Source organism: Variovorax robiniae (genome assembly GCF_037889955.1).
Lineage (GTDB): Bacteria > Pseudomonadota > Gammaproteobacteria > Burkholderiales > Burkholderiaceae_C > Variovorax > Variovorax robiniae.
The window spans coordinates 23886-47681 of the sequence record NZ_JBBKZS010000009.1 but is presented as its reverse complement, the minus strand read 5'-3'; the positions used below and the strand labels follow the sequence as shown (position 1 = coordinate 47681).

Below are 23796 nucleotides of genomic sequence, written 5' to 3'. Positions count from 1 at the left end.
GGGTGGGACTGCATACCAGTGGCTGGCGGCACATGGTTCATGAGATTGGTCCCCGGGTCCGCCAAGGAGTTGAGGTACCGGTTGGGCAATTCGCCCCGTGGAGTACAAGACATTATCTTGAGCACCCTCGAAATGTTGGGAGCCGCCTCTCTGCGCGCTTCCGCAATACTTTTGTCGCTCATGGGCGCAGTCAAAGCTGCCTCGATGGCTGCAAGCTGCGCCTGACTTGGCTGTAGCGAGCCAATCACACGACCGCCGGATTGCTGAGGGCTGCTGACGGAACCAGGCGCCTGATTTACCTGCTGCAATTGCTGCGCACAGCCGCTCAATAGCGCGACGCTTGCAAGCGTAGAAATGAATCCAATGTTTCGCACAATCTCCTCCCTGTTGGTTTGTTGTGAGGCCGGCGCCTGTGCTGGCTGCCTTGCCGAACCGATTGTTGCGCAACTGAGGTGTATTGGTCGGTGCGTCTGAATGCTTGACTGACGCTGTCCTCGTCGGTGTGAGAACTCTTCGACAAAAGGACCTTGTTTACTCCGGCCAAGTCCCACTTTCTACAATCGCCCCCATGAAGCCCATCCCCTACACCCGCGCCCAGCAACTGCCCGCCATCCTCGCCCAACGCATTGCCATCCTCGACGGCGCGATGGGCACGATGATCCAGCGCTTCAAGCTCACCGAGGCGCAGTACCGGGGTGAGCGCTTCAAGGACTTCGAGCGCGACGTGAAGGGCAACAACGAGCTGCTCTCGCTGACCCGCCCCGACGTGATCCGCGACATCCACGAGGGCTACCTCGCGGCCGGCGCCGACCTCATCGAGACCAACACCTTCGGCGCCACCACCATCGCGCAGGAGGACTACAGGATGGCCCACCTGGCGCGCGAGATGAACCTCGAATCCGCCAAGCTCGCCCGCGCCGCCTGCGACAAGTTCAGCACGCCCGACAAGCCCCGCTTCGTCGCCGGCGCCCTCGGCCCGACGCCCAAGACCGCCAGCATCAGCCCCGACGTCAACGACCCCGGCGCACGCAACATCGACTTCGAGACGCTGCGCGCCGCCTACTACGAGCAGACCGAGGCGCTGGTCGAAGGCGGGGCCGACGTGATCCTGGTCGAGACCATCTTCGACACGCTGAACGCCAAGGCCGCGCTGTTCGCGGTCGACGAGTACTTCGACAACTCAGGTCACCGGCTGCCGCTCATCATCAGCGGCACCGTCACCGACGCCTCGGGCCGCATCTTGAGCGGCCAGACCGTCACCGCTTTCTGGCACAGCGTGCGCCATGCGCATCCGCTGGCCGTGGGCCTGAACTGCGCGCTCGGCGCTGCGCTGATGCGGCCCTACATCCAGGAACTGTCGAAAGTCGCGGGCGACACCTTCATCAGCTGCTATCCCAACGCCGGCCTGCCCAATCCGATGAGCGACACCGGCTTCGACGAGACGCCGGCCGACACCTCGCGGCTGCTGCACGACTTCGCGGCCGAAGGCCTGGTCAACATCGTCGGCGGCTGCTGCGGCACCACGCCGGACCACATCGCTGCGATCGGCAAGGCGGTGGCGCCGATGAAGGCCCGCGCGCTGCACTTCTATCGCGAGCCGGCCGACGCCTCGGCCTGAGCTTCGACCCTCGCGCGATGTTGTGAAGCAGGCGTAAAGCCGCGTCGCAGCGCGCAAGCGCCGTGCACGCGGCGGCTGGCCGGGGCGTTGTCAGGTCAAGGCGGGCGCCGATTGACATTTGTTGATCGACGCCTACCCTGACCAAAAAGGAACAGCACCCATGAGCATCACGTTCAGCGCACGCTGGCTCTGCATAGGCGCCCTCGCACTGGCGCTGCCCATCGCGGCCTCCGCCCAGCAGGCCTTCACCCGCGGATCTGTCAACCTGCGGGCCGGGCCCTCCAATCAATACCCGTCGATCGCGCGCCTGGCGCCGGGCCAGCCGGTGCAGGTCATGGGCTGCACGGGCGGCTACGGCTGGTGCGACGTCGTGCTGCCCGATGGCCTGCGCGGCTGGGCCGCCGCGACGCGGCTCGACTACCCGTACGGCGGCGGCTATGTGCCGCTGTCAGGCTACGGCGCGAGCATCGGCGTGCCGATCGTCGCCTTCAGCATCGGCAACTACTGGGGCAACTATTACCGCGACCGGCCCTGGTACAACGAGCCGCGCTGGTGGGGCGGCCGCCCGCCACCGCCGCCCGTGCCTGGCTGGCGGCCTCCGCCCCCGCCGCACGCAGGCTGGCAGCCTCGCCCGCCCGGGCCGGGCTACGTGCCGCCGCCGCGCCCCCCTGGCCCCGGCTACGGACCGCCACCGAACCACGGCCCCCGACCTGGTTACGACCCGAGGCCTCATCCGGGCTACGCGCAGCAGCCTGGCTATGCGCCCCGGCCGGGCTACGCGCCCCAGCCGGGTTTCGCACCGCAGCCGGGCCCTGGCGCGAATCCGGGGCGGTCGACGCCGGTGCCGGTCGGCCCGCCGCGCACGCCGGGGCAATACACGGAACCGATGAAGGACATTGCGCCAGGCGTGCCGGCGAACAAGTTCTGAGCGGGATCAGCCCTTCGTCTTCAGCGCACGCTTGTCGGCGCGCTGGATCAGCGAGATGAAGCGCTGCGCGCCCAGGCCCAGCGGCCGCTCGCGCGACCACACCACGTCCACCCACAGGTCCAGTCCGTTCGACAGGTTGTCGAATACGATCTCGACCAAGGCGCCCGTCGCCACGTGCGGCTGCACGAAGCTGCGCGGCAACCAGCCCCAGCCGACGCCCGCCGTGATCAGGCTCAGCGCGGCCAACGCGTTGTCGCTGCGCCAGGTGTGGCGCGCGAAGACGAAGCGCGGGTCGCGTGAGGCCAAATCGCGGCCTGCCACCACCACCTGCCGCGTGTTGACCAGGTGCTGCTCGCCGAGCCGGCTGCCGGCCGCCACATAGACCGGATGCGTCGGCGCGATCACCGCGACCAGCAGTTCGCTCGCCACCTCCTGGAAGCCTTCGCGTCCGTCGATGCTTGGCCGCTCGAACACCAGCGCGAGCTGGGCGCGGCCGGTGTGCAGCATCGCCAGCGCGTCGGCCTGCGGCGCGGCCAGCACTTCGACTTCCAGCAGCGGATGTTCCTGGGCCAGCGTGGCCAGTGCCGCGCTCCAGGGCGCGGACAGCAGTTCCGGCGCGATGGCCAGGGTCAGCCGGTTTTCAAGCCCCTGTGTGAGCCCCAGCGCCTGCACCTGCAAGGCCTTGAGCTGCGCCGCGAGCAGCCGCGCCTGCGGCTCCAGCGAGCGTGCCGCGTCCGTCGGCTTGGGCTCGCGGCCGCTGCGGTCGAACAGCGGCAGGTCAAGTTCCGCCTCCAACTGGGCGATGGCCATGCTGACCGCCGACGGCACCCGTCCCAACGCCCGCGCCGCCGCCGAGAACGAGCCCGTGTCGAGCACGGCCAAGAAGACTTCGACGCTTTCGCTGGTAAAGGCCACGATCTATCAATGAAACTGAAAGAAGATGACTTTTTATATCAGAAATACTCGAATAAAGTCCTCCCATCCCATACAGAAAGCAGCGGTTTCTCTCAATGCAAGGCATCCAGCGCAAAGTCGTCTATTTCAGTCTCTACGAGGGCCTGGCCATCGTGAGTTCCAGCATCGGGCTGAGCTGGATGTCCGGCGAGCACCTGGCCAGTTCCGGGCCGTTGGCGATGTCCATGTCGGCCGTGGCGCTGGTCTGGAACTTCTTCTTCACGCTGGGCGTCGAGCGCTGGGAATCGCGCCAGGCCACGTCCGGCCGCAGCATCAAGCGGCGCATCGCGCATGCCATCGGCTTCGAAGGCGGGCTGATCGCCTTGCTGGCGCCGCTGGTCGCATGGTGGCTCGGCGTCTCGCTGTGGGAGGCGCTGGTGATGGACCTGGTGCTGTCGGTCTACTTCCTGGTCTACACCTTCGTGTTCAACTGGGGCTTCGACCGCATCTTCGGCCTGCCGACCTCGGCGCTGGGTCGGCAAGCGCAAACCGCTTAAAATCGCGCGCTCCCAAGGAGCGTTGCAACAACCCTTGCGCCGAGTGCACCGCGTGCACCCCGCGCGCCGGACTGTCAGGCTTGGGATTCCTCCAGGTCTTTCCGCAACGACGCTCACCTGCTGACCCGATTCACACAGGTGAGTGCCATGTCCTCCACAGATCCAGTCCACGTTCCTCCCATGCTGCTGTCCGGCCTCGAGCCGGTGGCCATCGGCGAGGGCTCGCTCTTCGTCAACGTCGGCGAGCGCACCAACGTCACCGGCTCCAAGGCCTTCGCGCGGATGATCCTGAACGGCCAGTACGAAGACGCGCTGGCCGTCGCGCGCCAGCAGGTCGAGAACGGCGCGCAGGTGATCGACATCAACATGGACGAGGCCATGCTCGACAGCAAGGCCGCGATGGTGCGCTTCCTCAACCTGATCGCCAGCGAGCCCGACATCGCGCGCGTGCCGATCATGGTGGACAGTTCCAAGTGGGAAGTGATCGAGGCGGGCCTGCGCTGCATCCAGGGCAAGGGCATCGTCAACTCGATCTCGATGAAGGAGGGCGTGGAGCAGTTCAAGCACCACGCGAAGCTCTTGCGCCGCTATGGCGCTGCCGCCGTCGTGATGGCCTTCGACGAGAAGGGACAGGCCGACACCTACGAGCGCAAGATCGAGATCTGCGAGCGGGCCTACCGCATCCTCGTGGACGAGATCGACTTCCCCGCGGAAGACATCATCTTCGACCCGAACATCTTCGCGGTGGCCACGGGCATCGAGGAGCACAACAACTACGCGGTCGACTTCATCGAGGCGACGCGCTGGATCAAGCAGAACCTGCCGGGTGCGAAGGTGTCGGGCGGCGTGAGCAACGTGAGCTTCAGCTTCCGTGGCAACGACCCGGTGCGGGAAGCCATCCACACCGTGTTCCTGTACCACGCGATCAAGGCGGGGATGGACATGGGCATCGTCAACGCCGGCATGGTCGGCGTGTACGACGACCTGGAGCCGACGCTGCGCGAGCGCGTTGAAGACGTGATCCTGAACCGGCGGCCCGATGCAGGCGAGCGCCTCGTCGAAGTCGCCGAGACGGCCAAGAGCGGCGCCAAGGACGAGAGCAAGAAGCTCGAATGGCGCGGTACTCCAGAGGCACCGCAGACCGTCGGCCAGCGGTTGAGTCATGCGCTCGTGCACGGCATCACCGACTTCATCGTCGAGGACACCGAAGAGGCCTACCAGGCGATCGTCGCCAAGGGCGGCCGCCCGCTGCACGTCATCGAAGGCCCGCTGATGGACGGCATGAACATCGTGGGCGACCTGTTTGGCCAGGGCAAGATGTTCCTGCCGCAGGTGGTGAAGTCGGCCCGCGTGATGAAGCAGGCCGTGGCCCACCTCATCCCCTACATCGAGGAAGAGAAGAAGCGCGACGAAGCGGCCGGCCGCGATGTACGCACCAAGGGAAAGATCATCATCGCCACGGTGAAGGGCGATGTGCACGACATCGGCAAGAACATCGTCACCGTCGTGCTCCAGTGCAACAACTTCGAGGTGGTGAACATGGGCGTGATGGTCCCGTGCCATGAGATCCTGGCGCGGGCCAAGGTCGAGGGCGCGGACATCGTGGGGCTGTCGGGCCTCATCACGCCGTCGCTGGAAGAGATGCAGTACGTCGCCGGCGAGATGCAGAAGGACGACCACTTCCGCGTGAAGAAGATCCCGCTGATGATCGGCGGCGCCACGACGAGCCGCGTGCACACGGCCGTGAAGATCGCGCCGCACTACGAAGGCCCGGTGGTGTACGTACCCGACGCATCGCGCAGCGTGAGCGTGGCGCAGTCGCTCCTGAGTGAGCAGGCCGACAAGTTCGTCGGCGAACTCAACGCCGACTACGACAAGGTCCGCCACCAGCATGCCAACAAGAAGCAGGTGCCGCTGTGGCCGCTGCCCAAGGCGCGCGCCAACAAGACGCCCATCGACTGGTCCGCGTTCACGCCGACCGTGCCCAAGTTCATCGGCCGCCGCGTGTTCAAGAACTTCGACCTGACGGAACTCGCGAAGTACATCGACTGGGGCCCCTTCTTCCAGACCTGGGATCTCGCCGGCCCGTTCCCCGCGATCCTGAAAGACGAAGTGGTCGGCACAGAGGCCGTGCGCGTCTATGCCGACGCCAAGCGCATGCTGCAACGCCTCATCGAAGGCCGCTGGCTGTCGGCAAGCGGCGTGATCGGCTTCTGGCCCGCCAACACGGTGAACGACGACGACATCGTTCTCTACACGGACGAGTCGCGCACCGAGGTCGCGCTCACCTGGTACGGCATGCGCCAGCAGACCGAGAAGCAGATGATCGATGGCGTGATGCGCCCCAGCCGCTGCCTGGCCGACTTCGTCGCGCCGAAGGACAGCGGCATCAAGGATTACGTCGGCATGTTCGCCGTCACCGCCGGCCTGGGCGTGGAGAAGAAGGAGAAGTACTTCATCGACGACCTGGACGACTACTCGGCCATCATGCTCAAGGCCTTGGCCGATCGCCTGGCCGAAGCCTTTGCTGAGGCCATGCACCACCGCGTGCGCACCGACCTCTGGGGCTACGCGAACGGCGAGGCGCTGAGCAACGAGGACATGATCCGCGAGAAGTACCGCGGCATCCGTCCCGCGCCCGGTTACCCGGCCTGCCCCGACCACAGCGTCAAGCGCCCGATGTTCGATCTGTTGCAATGCAGCGACATCGGCATGAGCGTGACCGAAAGCCTGGCCATGCTGCCGGCGGCCAGCGTGAGCGGCTTCTACCTTGCGCATCCCGATGCGACGTACTTCAATGTCGGCAAGATCGGCCATGACCAGCTGGTGGACCAGGCGCGTCGGCGCGAGGCCAGCGAAGCCGATCTGGAGCGCCTGCTGGCGCCCAACCTCTGACGTCGAGAAAACAAGTCGGGAGCTGATATCCAGAAGCTGATCTTCGCGGCAACGCACTACGCTGCGTTCGCCGTCATCGTCGCGTCCTGCTGGGGCCTGGGGCAGGCCGTGTTGTCGCGCCTGGCCGCGCCGACGCAGCGCGATCGCTGGCTCGAATGGGGCATGGCGACCTCGCTGGGCCTGGGCCTGTTCGTCATGGCGATGCAGGTGCTGGGACTGGTGGGCGCGTTGAGGCCGGTGCCGGTGCTGGGGCTGGTCGCGGCTGGCGTGATCGCTGCGGCGCTGCAAGTGCGCGGCTGGCGACGGCAGGCCTTCGCGGTGCCGCCCGCCGTCACGCTGGTCGACCGTTACGCGCTCATCGGACTCGTGTTGGCGCTGCTGCCCACGCTGTCCGCGCCGCTCGCGCCACCGGTCACCTACGACGAGATCATGTACCACCTGCCCTATGCGCGGCAGGTCGCGGAAAGCGGGCGCCTCGGCGTCTACGAATGGCTGCGCTATCCCTGGTTCCCGTACAACTACGACCTGCTGTACGCGGCCGTATTGCAGGTCTACGACGACGTTTTTCCGCACCTCGTGCATGCGCTGGCTGGATGGCTCTCGGTGCTCGTGATCTACCGGCTGGGCCTCATGTACGCGAACCGGCTCGTGGCCTGCATGGGCGCGGCCATCTGGCTGTTCATGGGCCAATACGACAACGCTTACATCGACATGGCCGTGTCGCTGTTCGTGCTGGTGGCCTTCGTCGCGCTGTGGTGGTGGCGCGATGTCGAGGCGCCGGACCGTGGCGTGCGCTGGCTCGCAATGGCGGCCTTCTTCCTCGGGCTGGCCGCGGGCTCCAAGTACCAGGCGCTCACCTTCCTGCCGCTGGTGGCCCTGGTCGTGATCGTGCGCGAGCGCCGGCCGCAGGTGTGGCTGCTGGCCATCGGCTGCTTCCTGCTGACCTGCATCTATTGGTACGCGCGCAACGCGGTGATGACCGGCGACCCGTTCAATCCGCTGGGCGCGCACCTGTTCGGCTTCACCAACTGGAACGAGGCCGACTACCAGCACCAGCTCGTCGACGTGCAGGAGAACCATTCGAACCCGCCCAACGGCGTGCTGTGGGCGGTGTTGCTGGCGCCCTTCGGCGAGGTCGTGCGTCGCTCGCGCGCCGCGCGTGGCGCTGCGTTGTTCTGCGGCTGGTCGCTGCTGGTCTGGGCCGTGACCTCGCGCTATCCGCGCTACCTCACGCCCGCGCTGCCGCTGATCGCGTTGATGGCGGCGGTCGGCTGGCATCAGATCGGCCTGTGGATTCGCAACGCCTGGCGCAAGCGCGGCGCGGGTGGCGCAGACGTTGCCAGCCTTCCGGCTACGCGGCTGGAGGTCGGGCTCGGCAAGGTGGTCGGCATCGCGGCGATCCTGTTGCTGGGCGCCGCCTGCGCCTACCACTCCGCGCGCAATATCCGCGAGATCTCGCCCACGCCGGAAAGCCGCGAGGCCTTCTTCCAGCGCCGCATCCCCGGTTACGAGGTGCTGCACCACTTGCGCACGAATCCCGTCGAGGGCAAGACCTACCAGGTGATGCTCAACGATTCGCTCTACTTCGGCCCCGACCTGATGTACGGCGACGTGTTCGGGCCGTGGCGCTATGCCGACTTCATCATGTTGCCGCCGGCCGAGTTGGCCCGCAAACTGCGTGCGCAAGATTTCGGCACCATCGTCATCAAGACGGCGCTGGCCCCTTACATTCACACCCAACCCGATTTCGATCGCCACTTCCGCCTGATCCTCGAAAAGGATGGCGTCAGGGCCTACCGCATCCTTCCCATCGCGCCATGATGACCGAGCCTTCCGCCCACACGCCCGCATTGCCTGGAGGACTCCGTGTGGCCGCCGTCATCCCCTGCTACAACGAGGCGCTGGCGATCGGCAAGGTCGTCGCCGACTTCCGCGCGCTGCTGCCGGAAGCCGAGATCCACGTCTTCGACAACAACTCCACCGACGACACGGCGGGGGTTGCCACCGCAGCGGGCGCTCACGTCACGCACGTGGCACTGCGCGGCAAGGGCAACGTGGCGCGGCGCATGTTCGCCGACGTCGAGGCCGACATCTACGTGATGGTCGACGGCGACGCCACCTACGACCTCAGCAACGTGCGCCAGATGGTCGACATGCTGATCGCCGGCAACCTCGACATGGTCGTGGGCACGCGCGTCGAGGATCCGCAGGAAGGGGAGACCTACCGGCGCGGCCATCGCTTCGGCAATCGGCTGCTGACCGGCTCGGTGGCCTGGCTGTTCGGCGGCGGGTTCACCGACATGCTCTCGGGGTACCGCGTGTTCTCGCGCCGCTATGCCAAGTCCTTCCCTGCGCTGGCCAAGGGCTTCGAGATCGAGACCGAACTCACCGTGCACGCGCTGGAACTGCGCATGCCCTATGCAGAGATGCCCTGCCGCTATCTGGCGCGGCCCGAGGGTTCGGAAAGCAAGCTCTCCACGTACCGTGACGGCTGGCGGATCATGCGGACCATCACGCGGCTGTTCATCAGCGAGCGGCCGCTGGACTTCTTCTCGCTGGTGGCCACGGCCCTGTTCCTGCTGTCGCTGGTGCTGGTCGAGCCCTTGGTGCTGACTTACCTGGAGACCGGCCTGGTGCCGAGGCTGCCGACCGCCGTGCTGGTGACCGGCATCATGCTGAGCGCGATGCTGTCGCTGGTCTGCGGCGTCGTGCTGAACACCGTGACCGTGGGCCGGCAGGAGGCCAAACGGCTGCGGTACCTGGTCATTCCGGGGGTGCTGGCCACGGTGCTTGCGCTTCGGCAAGGTACGGATCTGGGCGCGTCGTCGCGGGACGGCCGCCGCCCATGAAGGGCGGGGCACGCAGCTTCGCGTGGTTCGTGGTCGCGGGCGTGCTGGGGCTCGTGGTGGACGTGGTCGTGCTGTACCTGCTGGCGCCGCTGCTGGGCTGGTATGTGGCGCGCGTGTTGTCCTTCATGGCCGCGGTGACCACCACCTGGCTGATGAACCGGCGCTTCGCCTTCGCGGACGGCGCGCGCCATGACTCGCTGCTGCGCGAGTACCTGAGCTACGTGACCGCGATGCTCGGCGGCGCGGCGGTGAACTACGCGGCGTATGTGCTGACGCTGCACTGGCTGGAGGGCCAAGGCCGATGGGTCGCGGCGCTGGGCGTGGCGCTGGGCAGCCTGTCCGGCTTGACCGTGAACTTCCTGTCGGCGCGCTACCTGGTGTTCAAGCGAGGCCGGCAGCGTTGAATTCAGCCACGCGGAAGGCTCTTCGGACCCCTTGATGCGCTGGCATGGCCGCCAGCGCCACCCCTTCGCCGAAGGTCACCGCACCGGCGGATGCTGCAGTCGTTGCCAACCGATCACCGGCCAGTCGCTTCGGGCCTGGTCGGTGTCGCCGCCATAGACGACGCTGCCGCCTTCCAGCGCATCGGGGAAGGCCGCCGCAAAGCCGCGAAGGCCGCGAAAGTAATCGGCGTTGACTGTCGCGCCCGCCTTGATCTCCACGGCACGAAACTTCCGTCCCGAGGGAATCAGCAGGTCGACTTCATTGCCGGTGGCATCGCGGAAGAAGTACATCTCGGCCGACTCGCCCTGATTGAATCGGGTCTTGAGGGCTTCGATGACCACCAGGTTTTCGAACAAGCTTCCGAACAGCGGGTCGCGCCCCACCTGCTCGGCATTGCGCAAGCCGAGCAGCCAGCAGGCCAGGCCCACGTCGTGAAAGTACAGCTTGGGGCTCTTCACCAGTCGCTTCGACGTGTTGGTGAACCACGGCGGCAGCACGTGCACGATGTAGCTGGTCTGGAGCAAATCAAGCCAGGCCCGGGCGGTGGCGTGCGAAACACCGGCGTCGTTGCCGAGACTCGTCAGGTTCACCAACTGACCGATGCGCCCGGCGCACAGTCGCACGAAGCGGCCGAAACGCTGCAGGTCATGGACGGCAGTCAACTGGCGAAGGTCGCGCTCCACATAGGTCGTGAAGTAATCGCCGAGCGCTTGCGAAGGGTCGAGGCCGCGGTCGTGAATGCGCGGATAGAAGCCCGTGAGCATGGTTTGCGTCAGCGAGGGCACTGGATGCAAGCGCGCCACCTCGGCGAGGGAGAACGGCAGCAGGCGCAGCACGGCGGTGCGGCCTGCCAGTGACTGGCTCACCTGCGACATGAGTTCGAACTGCTGGCTGCCCGTCAGGATGAAACGGCCCGGGATCGGGTTGGCGTCGACCAACGCCTGAAGGTAGGACGGTAGCTGCGGCGCGCGCTGGATCTCGTCGATGATGGCGCCGCCTTCGATGCCCTTGAGGAAGCCGCGCGGGTCTTCTTCGGCGAAACGCCGCGTGTCGGGGTCTTCCAGCGTGACGTAGGGTTTGTCGGGAAAGAGGCTGCGGCAGAGGGTGGTCTTGCCGCTCTGGCGCGGCCCCGTCAGCGTCAAGACCGGGTACTGGCGCGCCAGTTCGGTGGCAAGGGGGGCGAGGTCACGGGTGATCATTGCGGTCATTTTACCGAGGCTGTGCAAATTGAAGATTTAATCTTGCATTTGCAACACCGCACCGCGCTTGGCGCTCGGACTACGCGTTTGACTTCCTTCGCGGAACGTTCGCGTCCTCCGCGTCCGGACGTCCAAACTCAGTGAGCGCCTGAAACCACCACAGGAATCTCGATGGCGGGCGGCGTGTTGCGGCTGCGGCCGCAGCGGACGATGCCGTCGATCATCACCATGCCAACGCCGGGGATGTCGCCCAGCTGCACGCTCTCCAGCAGGCCCGCCGCGGGTGAATGCTGCGCGCGGTCCATGAAGACGAAATCGGCATCGCGGCCCACTTCGATCAGGCCGCAGTTGAGCTTGCGGATGCGCGCCGTGTTGCCGGTCGCGAAGCAGAAGACCAGCTCGGCCGGGATGTTCGCGATCGACGACAGCATGGCCACCATGCGCAGAATGCCCAGCGGCTGCACGCCCGAGCCGGCCGGCCCGTCCGTGCCCAGGATCACGCGGTGCGGGCACTTCAGTTCCAGCGCAGCCTTGGCCGCCGCGATGGCGACCTTCTCGTTGCCGTTGTGCACGATCTCGATGGCGCGTGAGCTCTTCTCGCAGAGCTCGCAGACATGCGCCTCGGGCAGCGAGGTATGGCCGCCGTTGATGTGGCCGATGATGTCCGCGTCGGCTTCGAGCACCACGTCCTTGTCGATCAGGCCCGAGCCCGGGATGGAAGGGCCGCCCGTGTGGATGGTGCTCTGGATGCCGTACTTGCGCGCCCAGGCCACCATCTCCTTGGCCTCGTAGCCGGCCTTGACCGAACCCAGGCCCACTTCGCCGAGCAGCCCCACGCCAGCCTCGGCCAGTTCCTTGAAGTCGCTCTCGACCATGCCCTTCTCGATCACCGGCGCGCCGGCCAGCACCTTCACGCCACCGGGGCGGAAGTTGTCGAAGGCGCGCTGCGCGGTGATGGCGAGCGCCTTCAGGCCGACGATGTCCTTGGGCCGGCCGGGCAGGTGCACTTCGCCGGCCGAGATCATCGTCGTCACGCCGCCGTTCATCGTGGAATCGATCCAGCCGATCTGCCCCTGGCGCGGCGTCCAGTCGCCGAACACCGGGTGCACGTGGCTGTCGATGAGGCCCGGCGCGACGCAGGTCTTCCTGCAATCGATGATGGTGTTGGCGCCTTCGACATCGCAGTCCTTGAGCTTGCCGATGGCGACGATGACCCCGTCGTTCACCACGATGGTGTCGGCATCGAGGATCGGCTTGTCGATGTCCCCCGAGAGCAGCAGCCCGATGTTCTGGATGACGACCTTGCCGGATTTCGCGCCTGCGACTGTTTCTGCCATGGGACTGTCCTCGTGGGTTTGTGAATCTCGTTCTTGTCCTGCTATGCGGGCCGCTTTGCCAGCAGCGCCCAGATGCCCGCGCCGGTCAGCAGCGAGCCGCCCGCCAGGTTGAAGCGCCGTTGCGCCCGTGGCGAGGCCAGGAGCCTGCGCGCCGTCGCCGCGAACACCGCATACAACGTGGCATTCAGCGTGGCCATCGCGACGAAGGTGATGGCCAGCACCCACATCTGCTGCCCCACCGGCCGCGTCGGGCTGATGAACTGCGGCAGGAAGGCGACGAAGAAGATGATGCCCTTGGGATTCAGGGCCGTGACCAGCCAGGTGTTCGCGAACAGGCGCCAGCGCGACTGCGGCGCGGCCGGTGCGGTCATCTCGGCGGACGTGACACCTGCGCGCAGCATCTTGATGCCGAGGTACACCAGGTACAGCCCCCCGGCCCACTTGATGATCGTGAACCAGAAGGCCGAGGCCGACAGCAACGCGCCCAGGCCGAGCAGTGACAGCACCAGCGCCGTCGAATCGCCGAGCGCGACCGCCGCGACCAGCGGGACATTGGCGCGTCGCCCGTGCGCCATCGAATAGCTGATGACCGTGAGGATCGTCGGGCCGGGAATCACCAGCAACACCGCCGAAGCGGCGACGAAAGCGAGCCAGAGTTCGATGGGCATGGTGTGGGTCTCCGATGAACGTGCCTACGAGGCGGGTGAGGTGAGGGCAGTCGTGCTGCCGACGCTCACTGCGCGCAACACGGTCTCGACCGAAAAATCTTCCCAGCGCTTCACGGCCTCGGCCGTCTCCAGTGGTTCGCCGAGGAAGGCGGTGAGCGTGTGCCGGTTCGACATGTAGAAGTAGCCGGTCGAAGCGATCAGCAGGTACACCTCGCGTGCGGCCACGTCGCCACGGAAGATGCCTTGGGCGATGCCGCTGGCCAGCACCTCGCGGATCACCGCGATGGCGTGCGAGGAGTATTCGCCGGCCCGCAGCGACTTCGCGATGTGCCGCCCCTTGTGCAGGTTCTCGGTGTTCAGCAGCGTGACGAACTCGGGGTTCTTGCGGTAGTAGCCGTGCACGAAACGGATGACCGCCGTGAGCGTCTCCACGGGCCGCTCGGCATCCAGCTTGATCTCGCCTTCCGCCTCGTCCATCTCGCGATAGATGCCTTCCAGCACCGCGATGAACAGGCCTTCCTTGCTGCCGAAGTAGTAGTAGATCATCCGGTCATACGACTTGGCCGCCTTCGAGATTTTCTCGACGCTGCCGCCGTCATAGCCGTACTTCGCGAACACCTTGGTGGCAGCCTTGAGGATGGCCTTGCGCGTGGCCTGGGCCGCAGCGTCGCGCACACCGGTGCCGCGGCGCGGGGCGCTGTTGACGGTGCTGGAGGCCTTGGTCATGGACAGGTCGGGAATGCGGGTTCGGGTTCAGAACGCAGAAGTCGCAAAGGTTTCGCAGAAGTCGCAAAAGAATCCAGAAAAAAGTTGGAAGTCCTTTTGCGACCTTTGCGTGTTTTTGTCTTCCTTCTGCGTTCGGCTGTCCGCTCCCGTATTTGCTACTTCTCAGCGAACGCGCGCTCCACCACGAAGTCGCCCGGCGTCGAGGTGTTGCCTTCCTTGAAGCCGCGGCCTTCGAGCATGTGCTTCAGGTCGGTCAGCATGCCGGGGCTGCCGCAGAGCATCACGCGGTCTTCGGCGACGTTGATCGGTGGCAGGCCGAGGTCGTCGGTCATCTTGTTGCTCTCGATCAGCTCGGTGATCCGACCCATGTTGCGGAAATCCTCGCGCGTCACGGTCGGGTAGTAGAGCAGCTGTTTCTGCACCAGCTCGCCGAGGAATTCATGCTTCGGCAAGTGGTCGACCACCAGGTCGTGGTACGCCAGTTCGTCGACCTCGCGCACGCCGTGCACCAGGATGACCTGCTCGTACTTCTCGTACGTTTCGGGATCGCGGATCACGCTCATGAACGGTGCGAGGCCGGTGCCGGTGCCCAGCAGGTACAGGCGCTTGCCGGGCAGGCAGTAGTCGATCAGCAGCGTGCCGGTGGGCTTGCGGCCGACGATGATCTTGTCGCCAACCTGGATGTGCTGCAGCCTGGAGGTCAGCGGACCTTCCTCGACCTTGATGCTGAGGAACTCCAGGTGCTCCTCGTAGTTGGCGCTGACGATGCTGTAGGCGCGCAGCAGCGGCTTGTTGTTGACGCGCAGGCCGATCATCGTGAAGTGGCCGTTCGAGAAGCGCAAGGCCGGGTCGCGCGTGCAGGTGAACGTGAACAGGCGGTCGGTCCAGTGATGGACGGAGAGGACGGTTTCTTCGCTGAAGGCACTCATGGCTGGGCTTGAAGTTGGTTCGGTAAAAACGCCGTTGCGCGATGGCGTCGCGTTTGCTACATTGGTTTTGATGTAGCGTTCACAACATCAAATTGGAGTGAATGCTACACAAAGGGCAAGACGATCACAAGCACCGTCCGTCAAGGCCAGATGCAGGTGAAACCAGGCGATTTTCCACGATGACCGAACACACAAAGACCGACGGGCTTCCCGGCATGGACATGCCGGTGATCGGCGCCGGCATTCCCGAGCGTGCTCCCCTGCGCAACGAGAAGATGAGCGCCGCCAAGGTCGAGTGCAACGCCTGCCCGGTGCTGTGCCAGATCTCCGAGGGCCGCACCGGCGCCTGCGACCGCTACGCCAACCGGGCCGGCACGCTGGTGCGGGTCGATCCGGTCGTGCTGCTGCGTCGCGCCGTGGCCCAGGATTCGGCCGCGCTGGTGCCGTTCTCGCGCCCCGCCGCGGAGGCGCAGGACGCGCAAGACCCCGACTGGAACGGCGACCTGCTGCTGGCCGACGAGGTGTTCGTGACCGGCGTCGGCTCCTCCACCACCTACCCGGACTACAAGCCCGCGCCCTTCATCGTCGGCTCCAAGGCCAACGGCGTCGACATGGTGACGGTGGTGACCGAGGGCATCTTCAGCTACTGCAGCTTCAAGATCAAGATCGACACCGACCGCTTCCTCGGCGCGGAGCAGGCCAACGTCCGCTACAAGGGCGAAGTGGTTGGCCACGTCACGACCGCTGAATACGGCTCGCAGATGCTGTCGCTCGGCGGCGTGCACCATCTCACCGGCGGCAGCAAGAAGGAAGGCCGCATGACGGCCGAGCTGATGCAACTGTTGGGCAACAAGCAGCCGGTGAGCATCACCATCGACGGCGGCGCCAGCCTGGTGGTGCAGGCCGGCAAGGCGCCCATCGTCAACGGCGTGGAAGAGCAGCGCATGCGCGTGGGTTGCGGCTCGGCGGCGGTGGGCATCTTTGCGCGGCAGTTCGCTGGTGTGGCGGACGAGGTGGTGGTGGTCGACGACCACATCACCGGCGTGCTCACCGAGCACCAGGCCGGCCGCTGCCTGGACATGCCGAAGTCGGGCATCGAGATGCGCGGGCGCAAGTCCACCCCGGGCCGCTACTTCCAGGTCGCGAATCCTGGCGATGGCTGGGGCGGCACGGACATTGCCGATCCGTTGTCGATCATCGAGGGCTGGGAGGCGGGTGTCGCGAAGCCCGGCCTGCGCCTGCTGATGACGTCGACCACCGGCGAGCACGCGCAATGGTATGTGCTGGACGATGAACTCAAGCCGATCGAACAACCGATGCCCGACGAAGTGCGCCGCATCGTGCAGCGCATCGGCGAGAACTGCGAGCCCTCGCTGTGTACCGTGCTGTTCCTTGGCGGTGCCGGCGGCAGCCTGCGTGCGGGCGTCAGCGAGAACCCGGTGCTGCTGACGCGTGCCATCAAGAAGGCGCTGGTCAACGTGACCTGTGGCGGCGCGCCGGCCTATGTGTGGCCGGGCGGCGGCATCACGGTGATGGTCGATGTGATGCGCATGCCGGACAACAGCTTTGGCACGGTGCCGACGCCGGCCATCGTCGCGCCGATCGAGTTCAGCATGCGGCTGGACGACTACGCGGCGCTGGGTGGGCACACGGGACATGTGTTTTCGCTGGAACAGGCCCTGGCGCGAGGCGCCTGGCAGGACGATGGTGCGCCGCTGTCGCGGCAATGGCTGGCCATCGACGATGCCAACCCGTGGCCGCTGGGGCAGCCACCGATGCTGGGGTAGCCGCATGACTGCACAGCGCGCTGCGCTTGACTCCCACCGCTGGCACTGGAACCACGGCCCGATCGACATCGTGGCCGAGGCATACGGCGACGCGGCTGCGGTGGCCGCCGCGCACGATGCCGCGTGGGAGCGCTTTCGCGAGGTGCTGAGCGAGCTGGTCGGCGAACTTTGGTTGCTGCGTCGCCCGGTGGACGGGGATTGCGCCTTGCAAGGCCCCGTCGCGCGCCGCATGTGGAACGCCTGCGCGCCGTTCCGTCCAACCTTCATCACGCCGATGGCCGCGGTGGCCGGCTCGGTGGCGCAGGAGCTGATCGGCTTTTACCTACGCCCCGGCATCGAACGCGCCTGGCTCAACAACGGTGGCGATATCGCGTTGCACCTGGCGCCGGGTCAGTCCGCACGCGTGGGCCTGTTTGCCGATATCTCCCGCTTCGACTTGCGCGACACCGGGCGCATCAACGTCGACGGCAGCTTCGACATCACCGCCGACATGCCGGTGCGTGGCGTCGCCACCAGCGGCTGGCGCGGGCGCAGCTTTTCGCTGGGCATTGCCGATAGCGTCACCGTGCTGGCCGCGACCGGCTCGCAAGCCGATGCCGCCACCACCATCATCGCCAACGCGGTCGATGTGCAGGATGCCGGCATTCATCGCCGCCCTGCCAGCGAATGCAAGGACGACAGCGACCTGGGCGACATCCCGGTCACGGTCGGCGTCGACGTCTTGGCGCCCGCGCAGGTGCGCCGCGCACTGGATGCGGGCGTGGCGCGCGCGAAGGCCTTGCAGCAGGCCGGCCTCATCCATTCCGCCGTGCTGGTTTGCCAGAACCAGTACCGGCTCGTCGAACCCTTATGCTCCAACGCTGCGGTGCCCTATGCGGCGCCGGCGATGGCCGTTGGCTCCGTATTTGCTTGACCCCAATCACATGATCGAAATCCGCCGCGTCTTCACCCAGGTCGAGCAGATCCACCACGAGTTCGGCCCGCGCGCCGAAACGCCGCTGGTGCGGGGCGCCATCGGCGCGGTGCTGACCAATCCCTTCGCGGGCCGCTACGAGCCCGACATCCTGCCGATGATGACCCTGCTGGACCCGGTGGGCGTCGAGATGGCGCACAAGCTGCTGGCCGCGATGGACGTGGGTGTCGAGCAGATCGCGACCTACGGCAAGGGCGCGATCGTCGGTGCGGCCGGCGAGCTGGAGCATGGCGCGCTGTGGCATGTGCCGGGCGGTTATGCGATGCGCGAACTGCTGGGCTGGAAGGGCGACCGTGCGGCCTATCGCGCGGGCAAGGTGGAAGAGAAGGTCACTGGCCAGCCGGGGAATGGCCTCTCCATCGTGCCCTCGACCAAGAAGGTCGGCGCGCCGGGCACGACGCTCGACGTGCCGCTCACCAACATCAACGCGAGCTATGTGCGCGGCCAGTTCGATGCCTTCGAGGTGCGCGTGCCGGGCGCGCCGGCCGCCGACGAGATCGTGTTCATCCTGGCGATGACGACTGGGTACCGCGTGCATGCGCGCGTGGGCGGGCTGCTCGCCGAGAACATCAGCAAGTGGGACGGGCTGCGCTGAACTTCGCAGAGGTTTCGCAGAAGTCGCAAAAGAAGACATGAAAAGGTAAGGACAGACATGCCAGCCAACATTCGCAAGCTCGTCGTTCAGGTGGACGAGACCCGCATCGAGATGGGGAAGGCGATCGATCCACCGACGCGTCGGGCCGTGGCCATTGCCGTGATCGACAACCCCTATGCCGGGCGCTACTCGGAGAACCTCGACGACCTGATCGCCATCGGCGAGGAACTCGGTGCGCTGCTCGGACAGAAGTGCGTGAAGGCGCTGGGCATCGAGCCGGGGCAGGCGCAGAGCTACGGCAAGGCGGCGATCGTCGGCGAGTCCGGCGAACTGGAGCATGCCGCGGCGATCCTGCATCCGAAGCTGGGCGCGCCCTTGCGCGTGGCGGTGGAGAAGGGCGCCGCGCTGGTGCCCTCGGCCAAGAAGCGCGGCACGCTGGGCACCGCCATCGACGTGCCGCTGGGCCACAAGGATGCAGCCTTCGTGCGCAGCCACTTCGATGCGGTCGAGGCCCGCGTGTCCGATGCGCCGCGCGCCAACGAGATCGTCGTCGCCGTGGCCGTCACCGACAGCGGCCGACCGCTGCCGCGCATCGGCGGCCTGCAGGTGTCCGAGATCAAGGGCCAGGATGGCTTGCGCTGAGGCGCGCCAGGTGCCGATACGGTCAAGTCCGAATTCAAAGTCTTTCCATTTCCCAAGGAGCTTCCTCATGAACCCCATGCGCCACACCTTCACCGCAGCGGCCCTCGCGGCGCTGACCACCGCTGCATTCGTGCCCGCTCATGCGCAGGGCGTCATCAAGATCGGCGAGGTCAACAGCTACAAGGCGCAGCCGGCCTTCCTCGAGCCCTACAAGAAGGGCATGGAACTGGCCGTCGAGGAGATCAATGCCAAGGGCGGCGTCAACGGCAAGAAGATCGAGTTGATCACGCGCGACGACAACGCCAACCCCGGTGACGCGGTGCGTGTTGCGGAAGAGTTGGTAGCACGCGAGAAGATCGATGTGCTGACCGGCACCTTCCTGTCGAACACCGGCTTGGCCGTGGCCGACTTCGCCAAGCAGAAGAAGTTCTTCTTCCTGGCCGGCGAGCCGCTCACCGACAAGATGACCTGGCAAGGTGGCAACGAGTACACCTATCGCCTGCGCCCCGGCACCTACATGCAGGCCGCGATGCTGGTGCCCGAAGCCGTGAAGCTGAAGAAGAAGCGCTGGGCCATCGTGTACCCCAACTACGAATACGGCCAGTCCGCCGTGGCAGCGTTCAAGACGCTGCTGAAGGCCGCGCAACCGGACGTCGAGTTCGTCGCCGAACAGGCGCCGCCGCTGGGCAAGGTCGATGCGGGCGCGGTGGCGCAGGCGCTGGCCGATGCCAAGCCGGATGCGATCTTCAACGTACTCTTCGGCGCCGACCTGTCGAAGTTCGTGCGCGAGGGCAACACGCGCGGCCTGTTCAAGGACCGTGCGGTGGTCAGCGTGCTGACCGGCGAGCCGGAGTACCTCGATCCGCTGAAGGATGAAACACCCAACGGCTGGATCGTCACCGGCTACCCCTGGTACGGCATCCAGACGCCCGAGCACAAGGCCTTCTTCCTGGCCTATCACGAGAAGTTCAAGGACTATCCGCGCCTCGGCTCGGTGGTCGGCTACAGCATGATCAAGTCGGTCGCGGCCGGCATTGCCAAGGCCAAGAGCACGGAGACGCCGAAGCTGGTCGAAGCCTTCAAGGGCCTGCAAGTGGACACGCCCTTCGGCAAGATCAGCTACCGCGCCGAAGACCACCAGTCGACCATGGGCGCCTTCGTCGGCAAGACGAAGAATGACAACGGCAAGGGCGTGATGGTGGACTACACCTACCTTGACGGCGCCAAGTTCCAGCCTAGCGCTGCGGACATCAAGAAGTCCCGCGCCGCGGACTGACGACGACATACCGACAGACGCCGCACGAATACACAGGGAGGGAGTCGGATGGACTTGTCGTCGTTGCTGCTGCAGTTCCTGACGGGGCTGTCCTCGGCTTCATCGCTGTTCCTGGTGGGTGCAGGGCTGTCGCTGATCTTCGGGGTCACGCGCATCGTCAACTTCGCGCATGGCTCCTTCTTCATGGTCGGCATCTACGTGGCCTATACGCTGGTCGAGCGGCTGGGCGGCGGGATGGGGTTCTGGCCGGCGCTGGTGATTGCGGCGATTGCGGTCGGCGTGCTGGGGGCGCTGATCGAGATGGTGCTGCTGCGGCGCATCTACAAGTCGCCGGAGCTGTTCCAACTATTGGCGACCTTTGCGCTGGTGCTGGTCATCAAGGATGCGGTGCTGTACCTCTGGGGGCCGGATGAACTGCTCGGGCCGCGTGCGCCGGGGCTCAAGGGCTCGGTCGAGATCCTCGGGCGGCAGTTCCCGAGTTATGACCTGTTCCTGATCGTGGTCGGCCCCGTGGTGCTGGGCCTGCTGTGGCTGCTGCTCACGCGCACGCGCTGGGGCACGCTGGTGCGCGCGGCGACGCAGGACCGCGAGATGGTCAGTGCGCTGGGCGTGAACCAGGCCTGGCTGTTCACGGCAGTGTTCGCATTGGGCGCGTTGCTTGCCGGCTTGGGTGGCGCGCTGCAGTTGCCGGGCGAACCGGCCACGCTGGAAATGGACCTGAACACCATCGGCGCGGCCTTTGTGGTGGTGGTCGTGGGTGGCATGGGGTCGATTCCCGGCGCATACGTCGCGGCGCTGCTGATCTCGGAGATCAAGGCGGTCTGCATCTGGCTGGGCGTGGTCGAGATCCTTGGGTTCACCGTGTCGTTCTCCAAGCTCACCCTGGTGGTCGAGTTCCTGGTGATGGCGGTCGTGCTGGTGTGGCGTCCCTGGGGGCTGTTCGGCCGGCCGCAGGCGCCGAGCCGCTATGTCGGCATGCCGGAAGAGCCGCTGCGCCGCGCGGGCAAGGGCTATGTGTGGATGGTGGCCGCGATCGGCCTGGTGCTGATGGCGATGCCGCTGCTGACGGCCGATTCGCCCTACACGACGGTGCTGCTGATCGACTTGCTGATCGCCGCGCTGTTCGCGGCCAGCCTGCACTTCATCATGGGGCCGGCGGGCATGCATTCGTTCGGGCATGCGGCGTACTTTGGACTGGGCGCGTATGGGGCAGCGCTGCTGGTGAAGGCGAGTGGGATGCCGATGGAACTGGCGCTGGTCGTGGCGCCGCTGGTCGCGGCGGTCGGGGCTTTCGTCTTCGGCTGGTTCGCGGTGAGGCTGTCAGGCGTGTACCTCGCGATGCTCACGCTGGCCTTCGCGCAGATCACCTGGGCGATCACGTACCAGTGGGATTCGTTCACCGGCGGCAGCAACGGGCTCACCGGCGTCTGGCCGGCGGAATGGCTCTCTGACAAGCGCACCTACTACTGGCTCACGCTCGTGCTGGTCGGCGCGGGCTTGTACCTGCTGCGCCGCGTGCTGTTCTCGCCCTTCGGCTATGCGATGCGTGCCGGCCGCGACTCGGTGCTGCGGGCCGACGCCATCGGCATTGACGTCAAGCGCATGCAGTGGACGGCCTTCATCATCGCGGGCGCGGTGGCCGGGCTGGCCGGTTCGCTCTTCGCGTTCTCCAAGGGCAGCATCTCGCCGGAAAGCCTCAGCGTGGGCAAGTCGGTCGACGGCCTGGTGATGGTGCTGCTGGGCGGCATCCAGACGCTGGCCGGCCCGGTGGTGGGCGCCTTCACTTTCAGCTGGCTGCACGATTCGGTCGCGCGCAACACCGACTACTGGCGCGCCATGCTGGGCGGCATCATCCTGCTGCTGGTGCTGCTGTTCCCGCAGGGCATCGCGGGCTACGCGAAGCAACTGGCGGACAAGGTTCGGCGCAAGCCTGACGTGCCTGCAACGGTGGAGGTGAAGGCATGAGCGGGCCATTGCTCAAGGTGCGGAACCTCGGCAAGTCCTTCGGCGGCGTCAAGGCCGTGGACGGCATCAGCTTTGAGTTGCCGGCCGGGGAACTGCTGGCGCTGATCGGGCCGAACGGCGCGGGCAAGTCGACCACCTTCAACATGGTCAACGGGCAGCTCAAGGCGGACCAGGGCTCGATCCTGTTCGACGGCCATGAACTCGTCGGGCAGAAGCCGCGCGCGATCTGGCGCCGGGGCGTGGGGCGCACCTTCCAGATCGCAGAGACCTTCGCCTCGCTCACCGTGGCCGAGAACGTGCAGATGGCGCTGCTGTCGCACGACGGCAAGCTGTATTCGATGTGGCGCCGCGCGGCGGACCACAAGCGCGACGAGGCACTGGCGCTGCTCGACCAGGTCGGCATGAAGGCGCAGGCTGACCGGCCGTGCAGCGAGCTGGCGTATGGCGACGTGAAGCGCGTCGAACTCGCGATCGCAATGGCCAACGATCCAAAGCTGCTGCTGATGGACGAGCCCACTGCCGGCATGGCGCCCAAGGAGCGCAATTCCTTGATGGCCCTGACCAAGGACCTCGTGATCCAGCGCGGCCTGGCCGTGCTGTTCACCGAGCACAGCATGGACGTGGTGTTCGCGTATGCCGACCGCATGATCGTGCTGGCCCGCGGGAGACTCATCGCGCAAGGCAAGCCGATGGAGATCCGCGACGATCCGAAGGTGCAGGAGGTGTACTTCGGAACCGGGAAGACCTTTGAGAAGGCGGAGGCTGCATGAGCACCCACGAGACCTTGCTCACGGCCAAGTCCTTGTGTGCCTGGTATGGCGCCGCGCAGATCCTCTACGACGTGGACCTCGAGGTGCGGCGTGGCGAGGTGGTGGCACTGATGGGCCGCAATGGGGCGGGCAAGTCGACCACGCTCAAGGCCCTCATCGGCATGCTGCCGAAGCGGCGCGGGGCGGTGAGCTTCCTGGGGCATGACATCTCGAAGCGGGAGCCGCATGTCGCTGCAAGGCTCGGCCTGGGCTTCGTGCCGGAAGACCGGCGCGTGTTCACCGATCTCACGGTGATGGAGAACCTGGAAGTCGGCAGGCAGCCCGCGCGCACCTGGACCGATGGCACCGCGGCGCCGGTGTGGACACCGGAGCGCCTGTTCAAGCTGTTTCCCAACCTCGGCGAGATGCCGAACCGGCCCGGCGGCCGCATGAGCGGCGGCGAGCAGCAGATGCTCACGGTGGCGCGAACGCTGATGGGCAATCCGTACCTCGTGCTGCTCGACGAGCCCTCCGAAGGCGTGGCGCCGGTGATCGTCGAGCAGATGGCGCACATGATCCTGGAGCTCAAGGCGCAGGGCGTGAGCATCCTGCTGTCGGAGCAGAACATGCACTTCGCGGAACTGGTGTCGGACCGGGCCTATGTGCTCGAGAAGGGCCAGATCCGCTACCAGGCGACCATGACAGAACTCGCGGCGAACGACGAAGTTCGCCGCGCCTACCTCAGCGTTTGATATCTCATTCCTC

At 66.2% G+C, this 23796-nt stretch carries 21 protein-coding genes and 1 riboswitch; of the genes, 15 read left to right on the top strand and 6 right to left on the bottom strand.

All coding sequences use genetic code 11. From position 1 onward, the window contains the following. Positions 1 to 568 precede the first annotated feature (568 nt). On the top strand, positions 569 to 1618 hold the full coding sequence (locus WKW79_RS20690; RefSeq protein WP_340337084.1) for a homocysteine S-methyltransferase family protein: 1050 nt from the start codon (positions 569 to 571) through the stop codon (positions 1616 to 1618). A 160-nt stretch (positions 1619 to 1778) separates the two neighbouring features. Continuing rightward, positions 1779 to 2546, top strand: coding sequence for an SH3 domain-containing protein (locus WKW79_RS20685; protein WP_340337083.1), 768 nt, complete (start codon positions 1779 to 1781; stop codon positions 2544 to 2546). Positions 2547 to 2552: 6 nt separating this feature from the next. Here WKW79_RS20685 and WKW79_RS20680 read toward each other — a convergent pair whose 3' ends face one another. Continuing rightward, positions 2553 to 3461, bottom strand: a complete 909-nt coding sequence (locus WKW79_RS20680) for a LysR family transcriptional regulator (RefSeq protein WP_340337082.1) — start codon at positions 3459 to 3461, stop codon at positions 2553 to 2555. A 95-nt stretch (positions 3462 to 3556) separates the two neighbouring features. Between WKW79_RS20680 and WKW79_RS20675 the strand changes: the two genes are divergently transcribed. From WKW79_RS20675 to WKW79_RS20655, 5 genes are all read left to right on the top strand, one after another. Beyond that, positions 3557 to 3997, top strand: a complete 441-nt coding sequence (locus tag WKW79_RS20675; protein ID WP_340337081.1) for a PACE efflux transporter — start codon at positions 3557 to 3559, stop codon at positions 3995 to 3997. A gap of 8 nt (positions 3998 to 4005) precedes the next feature. Further along, a riboswitch (S-adenosyl-L-homocysteine riboswitch) is annotated at positions 4006 to 4119 on the top strand. A 58-nt stretch (positions 4120 to 4177) separates the two neighbouring features. Further along, complete coding sequence (gene metH / locus WKW79_RS20670) at positions 4178 to 6892, top strand: methionine synthase (protein WP_422823940.1); 2715 nt, start codon at positions 4178 to 4180, stop codon at positions 6890 to 6892. A gap of 108 nt (positions 6893 to 7000) precedes the next feature. Beyond that, positions 7001 to 8713: an ArnT family glycosyltransferase gene (locus WKW79_RS20665; protein WP_340337079.1), complete on the top strand. Its 1713-nt coding sequence runs from the start codon at positions 7001 to 7003 to the stop codon at positions 8711 to 8713. Further along, positions 8713 to 9741 carry a glycosyltransferase family 2 protein gene (locus WKW79_RS20660; RefSeq protein ID WP_340337078.1) on the top strand — a complete coding sequence of 343 codons (1029 nt, stop codon included), beginning with the start codon at positions 8713 to 8715 and terminating at the stop codon, positions 9739 to 9741. The genes WKW79_RS20665 and WKW79_RS20660 overlap by 1 nt, the downstream gene beginning before the upstream one ends. Next, positions 9738 to 10145, top strand: a complete 408-nt coding sequence (locus WKW79_RS20655) for a GtrA family protein (RefSeq protein ID WP_340337077.1) — start codon at positions 9738 to 9740, stop codon at positions 10143 to 10145. Before WKW79_RS20660 ends, WKW79_RS20655 begins: the two co-directional genes overlap by 4 nt. A 75-nt stretch (positions 10146 to 10220) precedes the next feature. Here WKW79_RS20655 and WKW79_RS20650 read toward each other — a convergent pair whose 3' ends face one another. From WKW79_RS20650 to WKW79_RS20630, 5 genes are all read right to left on the bottom strand, one after another. After that, entirely contained in the window at positions 10221 to 11384 is a 1164-nt protein-coding gene (locus WKW79_RS20650) for an ATP-binding protein (RefSeq protein WP_340337076.1), read from the bottom strand. Between the two features lie 137 nt (positions 11385 to 11521). Further along, on the bottom strand, positions 11522 to 12721 hold the full coding sequence (locus WKW79_RS20645) for an amidohydrolase family protein (protein ID WP_340337075.1): 1200 nt from the start codon (positions 12719 to 12721) through the stop codon (positions 11522 to 11524). Positions 12722 to 12762: 41 nt separating this feature from the next. Next, complete coding sequence (locus WKW79_RS20640; RefSeq protein ID WP_340337074.1) at positions 12763 to 13389, bottom strand: LysE family translocator; 627 nt, start codon at positions 13387 to 13389, stop codon at positions 12763 to 12765. A gap of 24 nt (positions 13390 to 13413) precedes the next feature. After that, a complete protein-coding gene (locus tag WKW79_RS20635) occupies positions 13414 to 14115 on the bottom strand; it encodes a TetR/AcrR family transcriptional regulator (protein ID WP_340337073.1) in 702 nt (233 codons plus the stop codon). A gap of 155 nt (positions 14116 to 14270) precedes the next feature. After that, the gene (locus tag WKW79_RS20630; protein ID WP_340337072.1) at positions 14271 to 15044 is read right to left on the bottom strand and encodes a ferredoxin--NADP reductase; all 774 of its coding nucleotides are present in this window, start codon (positions 15042 to 15044) and stop codon (positions 14271 to 14273) included. A gap of 179 nt (positions 15045 to 15223) precedes the next feature. Here WKW79_RS20630 and WKW79_RS20625 point away from each other — a divergent pair, with 179 nt between their 5' ends. The 8 genes from WKW79_RS20625 (at position 15224) to WKW79_RS20590 (ending at position 23783) form a co-directional block, all read left to right on the top strand. Continuing rightward, a complete protein-coding gene (locus WKW79_RS20625; RefSeq protein ID WP_340337071.1) occupies positions 15224 to 16831 on the top strand; it encodes a 6-hydroxynicotinate reductase in 1608 nt (535 codons plus the stop codon). A gap of 4 nt (positions 16832 to 16835) precedes the next feature. Beyond that, positions 16836 to 17744: a UPF0280 family protein gene (locus WKW79_RS20620; protein ID WP_340337070.1), complete on the top strand. Its 909-nt coding sequence runs from the start codon at positions 16836 to 16838 to the stop codon at positions 17742 to 17744. 10 nt (positions 17745 to 17754) lie between these two features. Next, entirely contained in the window at positions 17755 to 18399 is a 645-nt protein-coding gene (locus WKW79_RS20615) for an amino acid synthesis family protein (protein WP_340337069.1), read from the top strand. A 57-nt stretch (positions 18400 to 18456) separates the two neighbouring features. Continuing rightward, entirely contained in the window at positions 18457 to 19041 is a 585-nt protein-coding gene (locus WKW79_RS20610; protein ID WP_340337068.1) for an amino acid synthesis family protein, read from the top strand. 67 nt (positions 19042 to 19108) lie between these two features. Further along, positions 19109 to 20317 carry an ABC transporter substrate-binding protein gene (locus tag WKW79_RS20605; protein ID WP_340337067.1) on the top strand — a complete coding sequence of 403 codons (1209 nt, stop codon included), beginning with the start codon at positions 19109 to 19111 and terminating at the stop codon, positions 20315 to 20317. A 48-nt stretch (positions 20318 to 20365) separates the two neighbouring features. After that, positions 20366 to 22282: an ABC transporter permease gene (locus WKW79_RS20600; RefSeq protein ID WP_340337066.1), complete on the top strand. Its 1917-nt coding sequence runs from the start codon at positions 20366 to 20368 to the stop codon at positions 22280 to 22282. Beyond that, positions 22279 to 23052 (top strand): ABC transporter ATP-binding protein, encoded by a 774-nt coding sequence (locus tag WKW79_RS20595; protein WP_340337065.1) that lies wholly within the window; start codon positions 22279 to 22281, stop codon positions 23050 to 23052. The genes WKW79_RS20600 and WKW79_RS20595 overlap by 4 nt, the downstream gene beginning before the upstream one ends. Continuing rightward, positions 23049 to 23783 carry an ABC transporter ATP-binding protein gene (locus WKW79_RS20590; protein WP_340337064.1) on the top strand — a complete coding sequence of 245 codons (735 nt, stop codon included), beginning with the start codon at positions 23049 to 23051 and terminating at the stop codon, positions 23781 to 23783. Before WKW79_RS20595 ends, WKW79_RS20590 begins: the two co-directional genes overlap by 4 nt. Positions 23784 to 23796 lie beyond the last annotated feature (13 nt).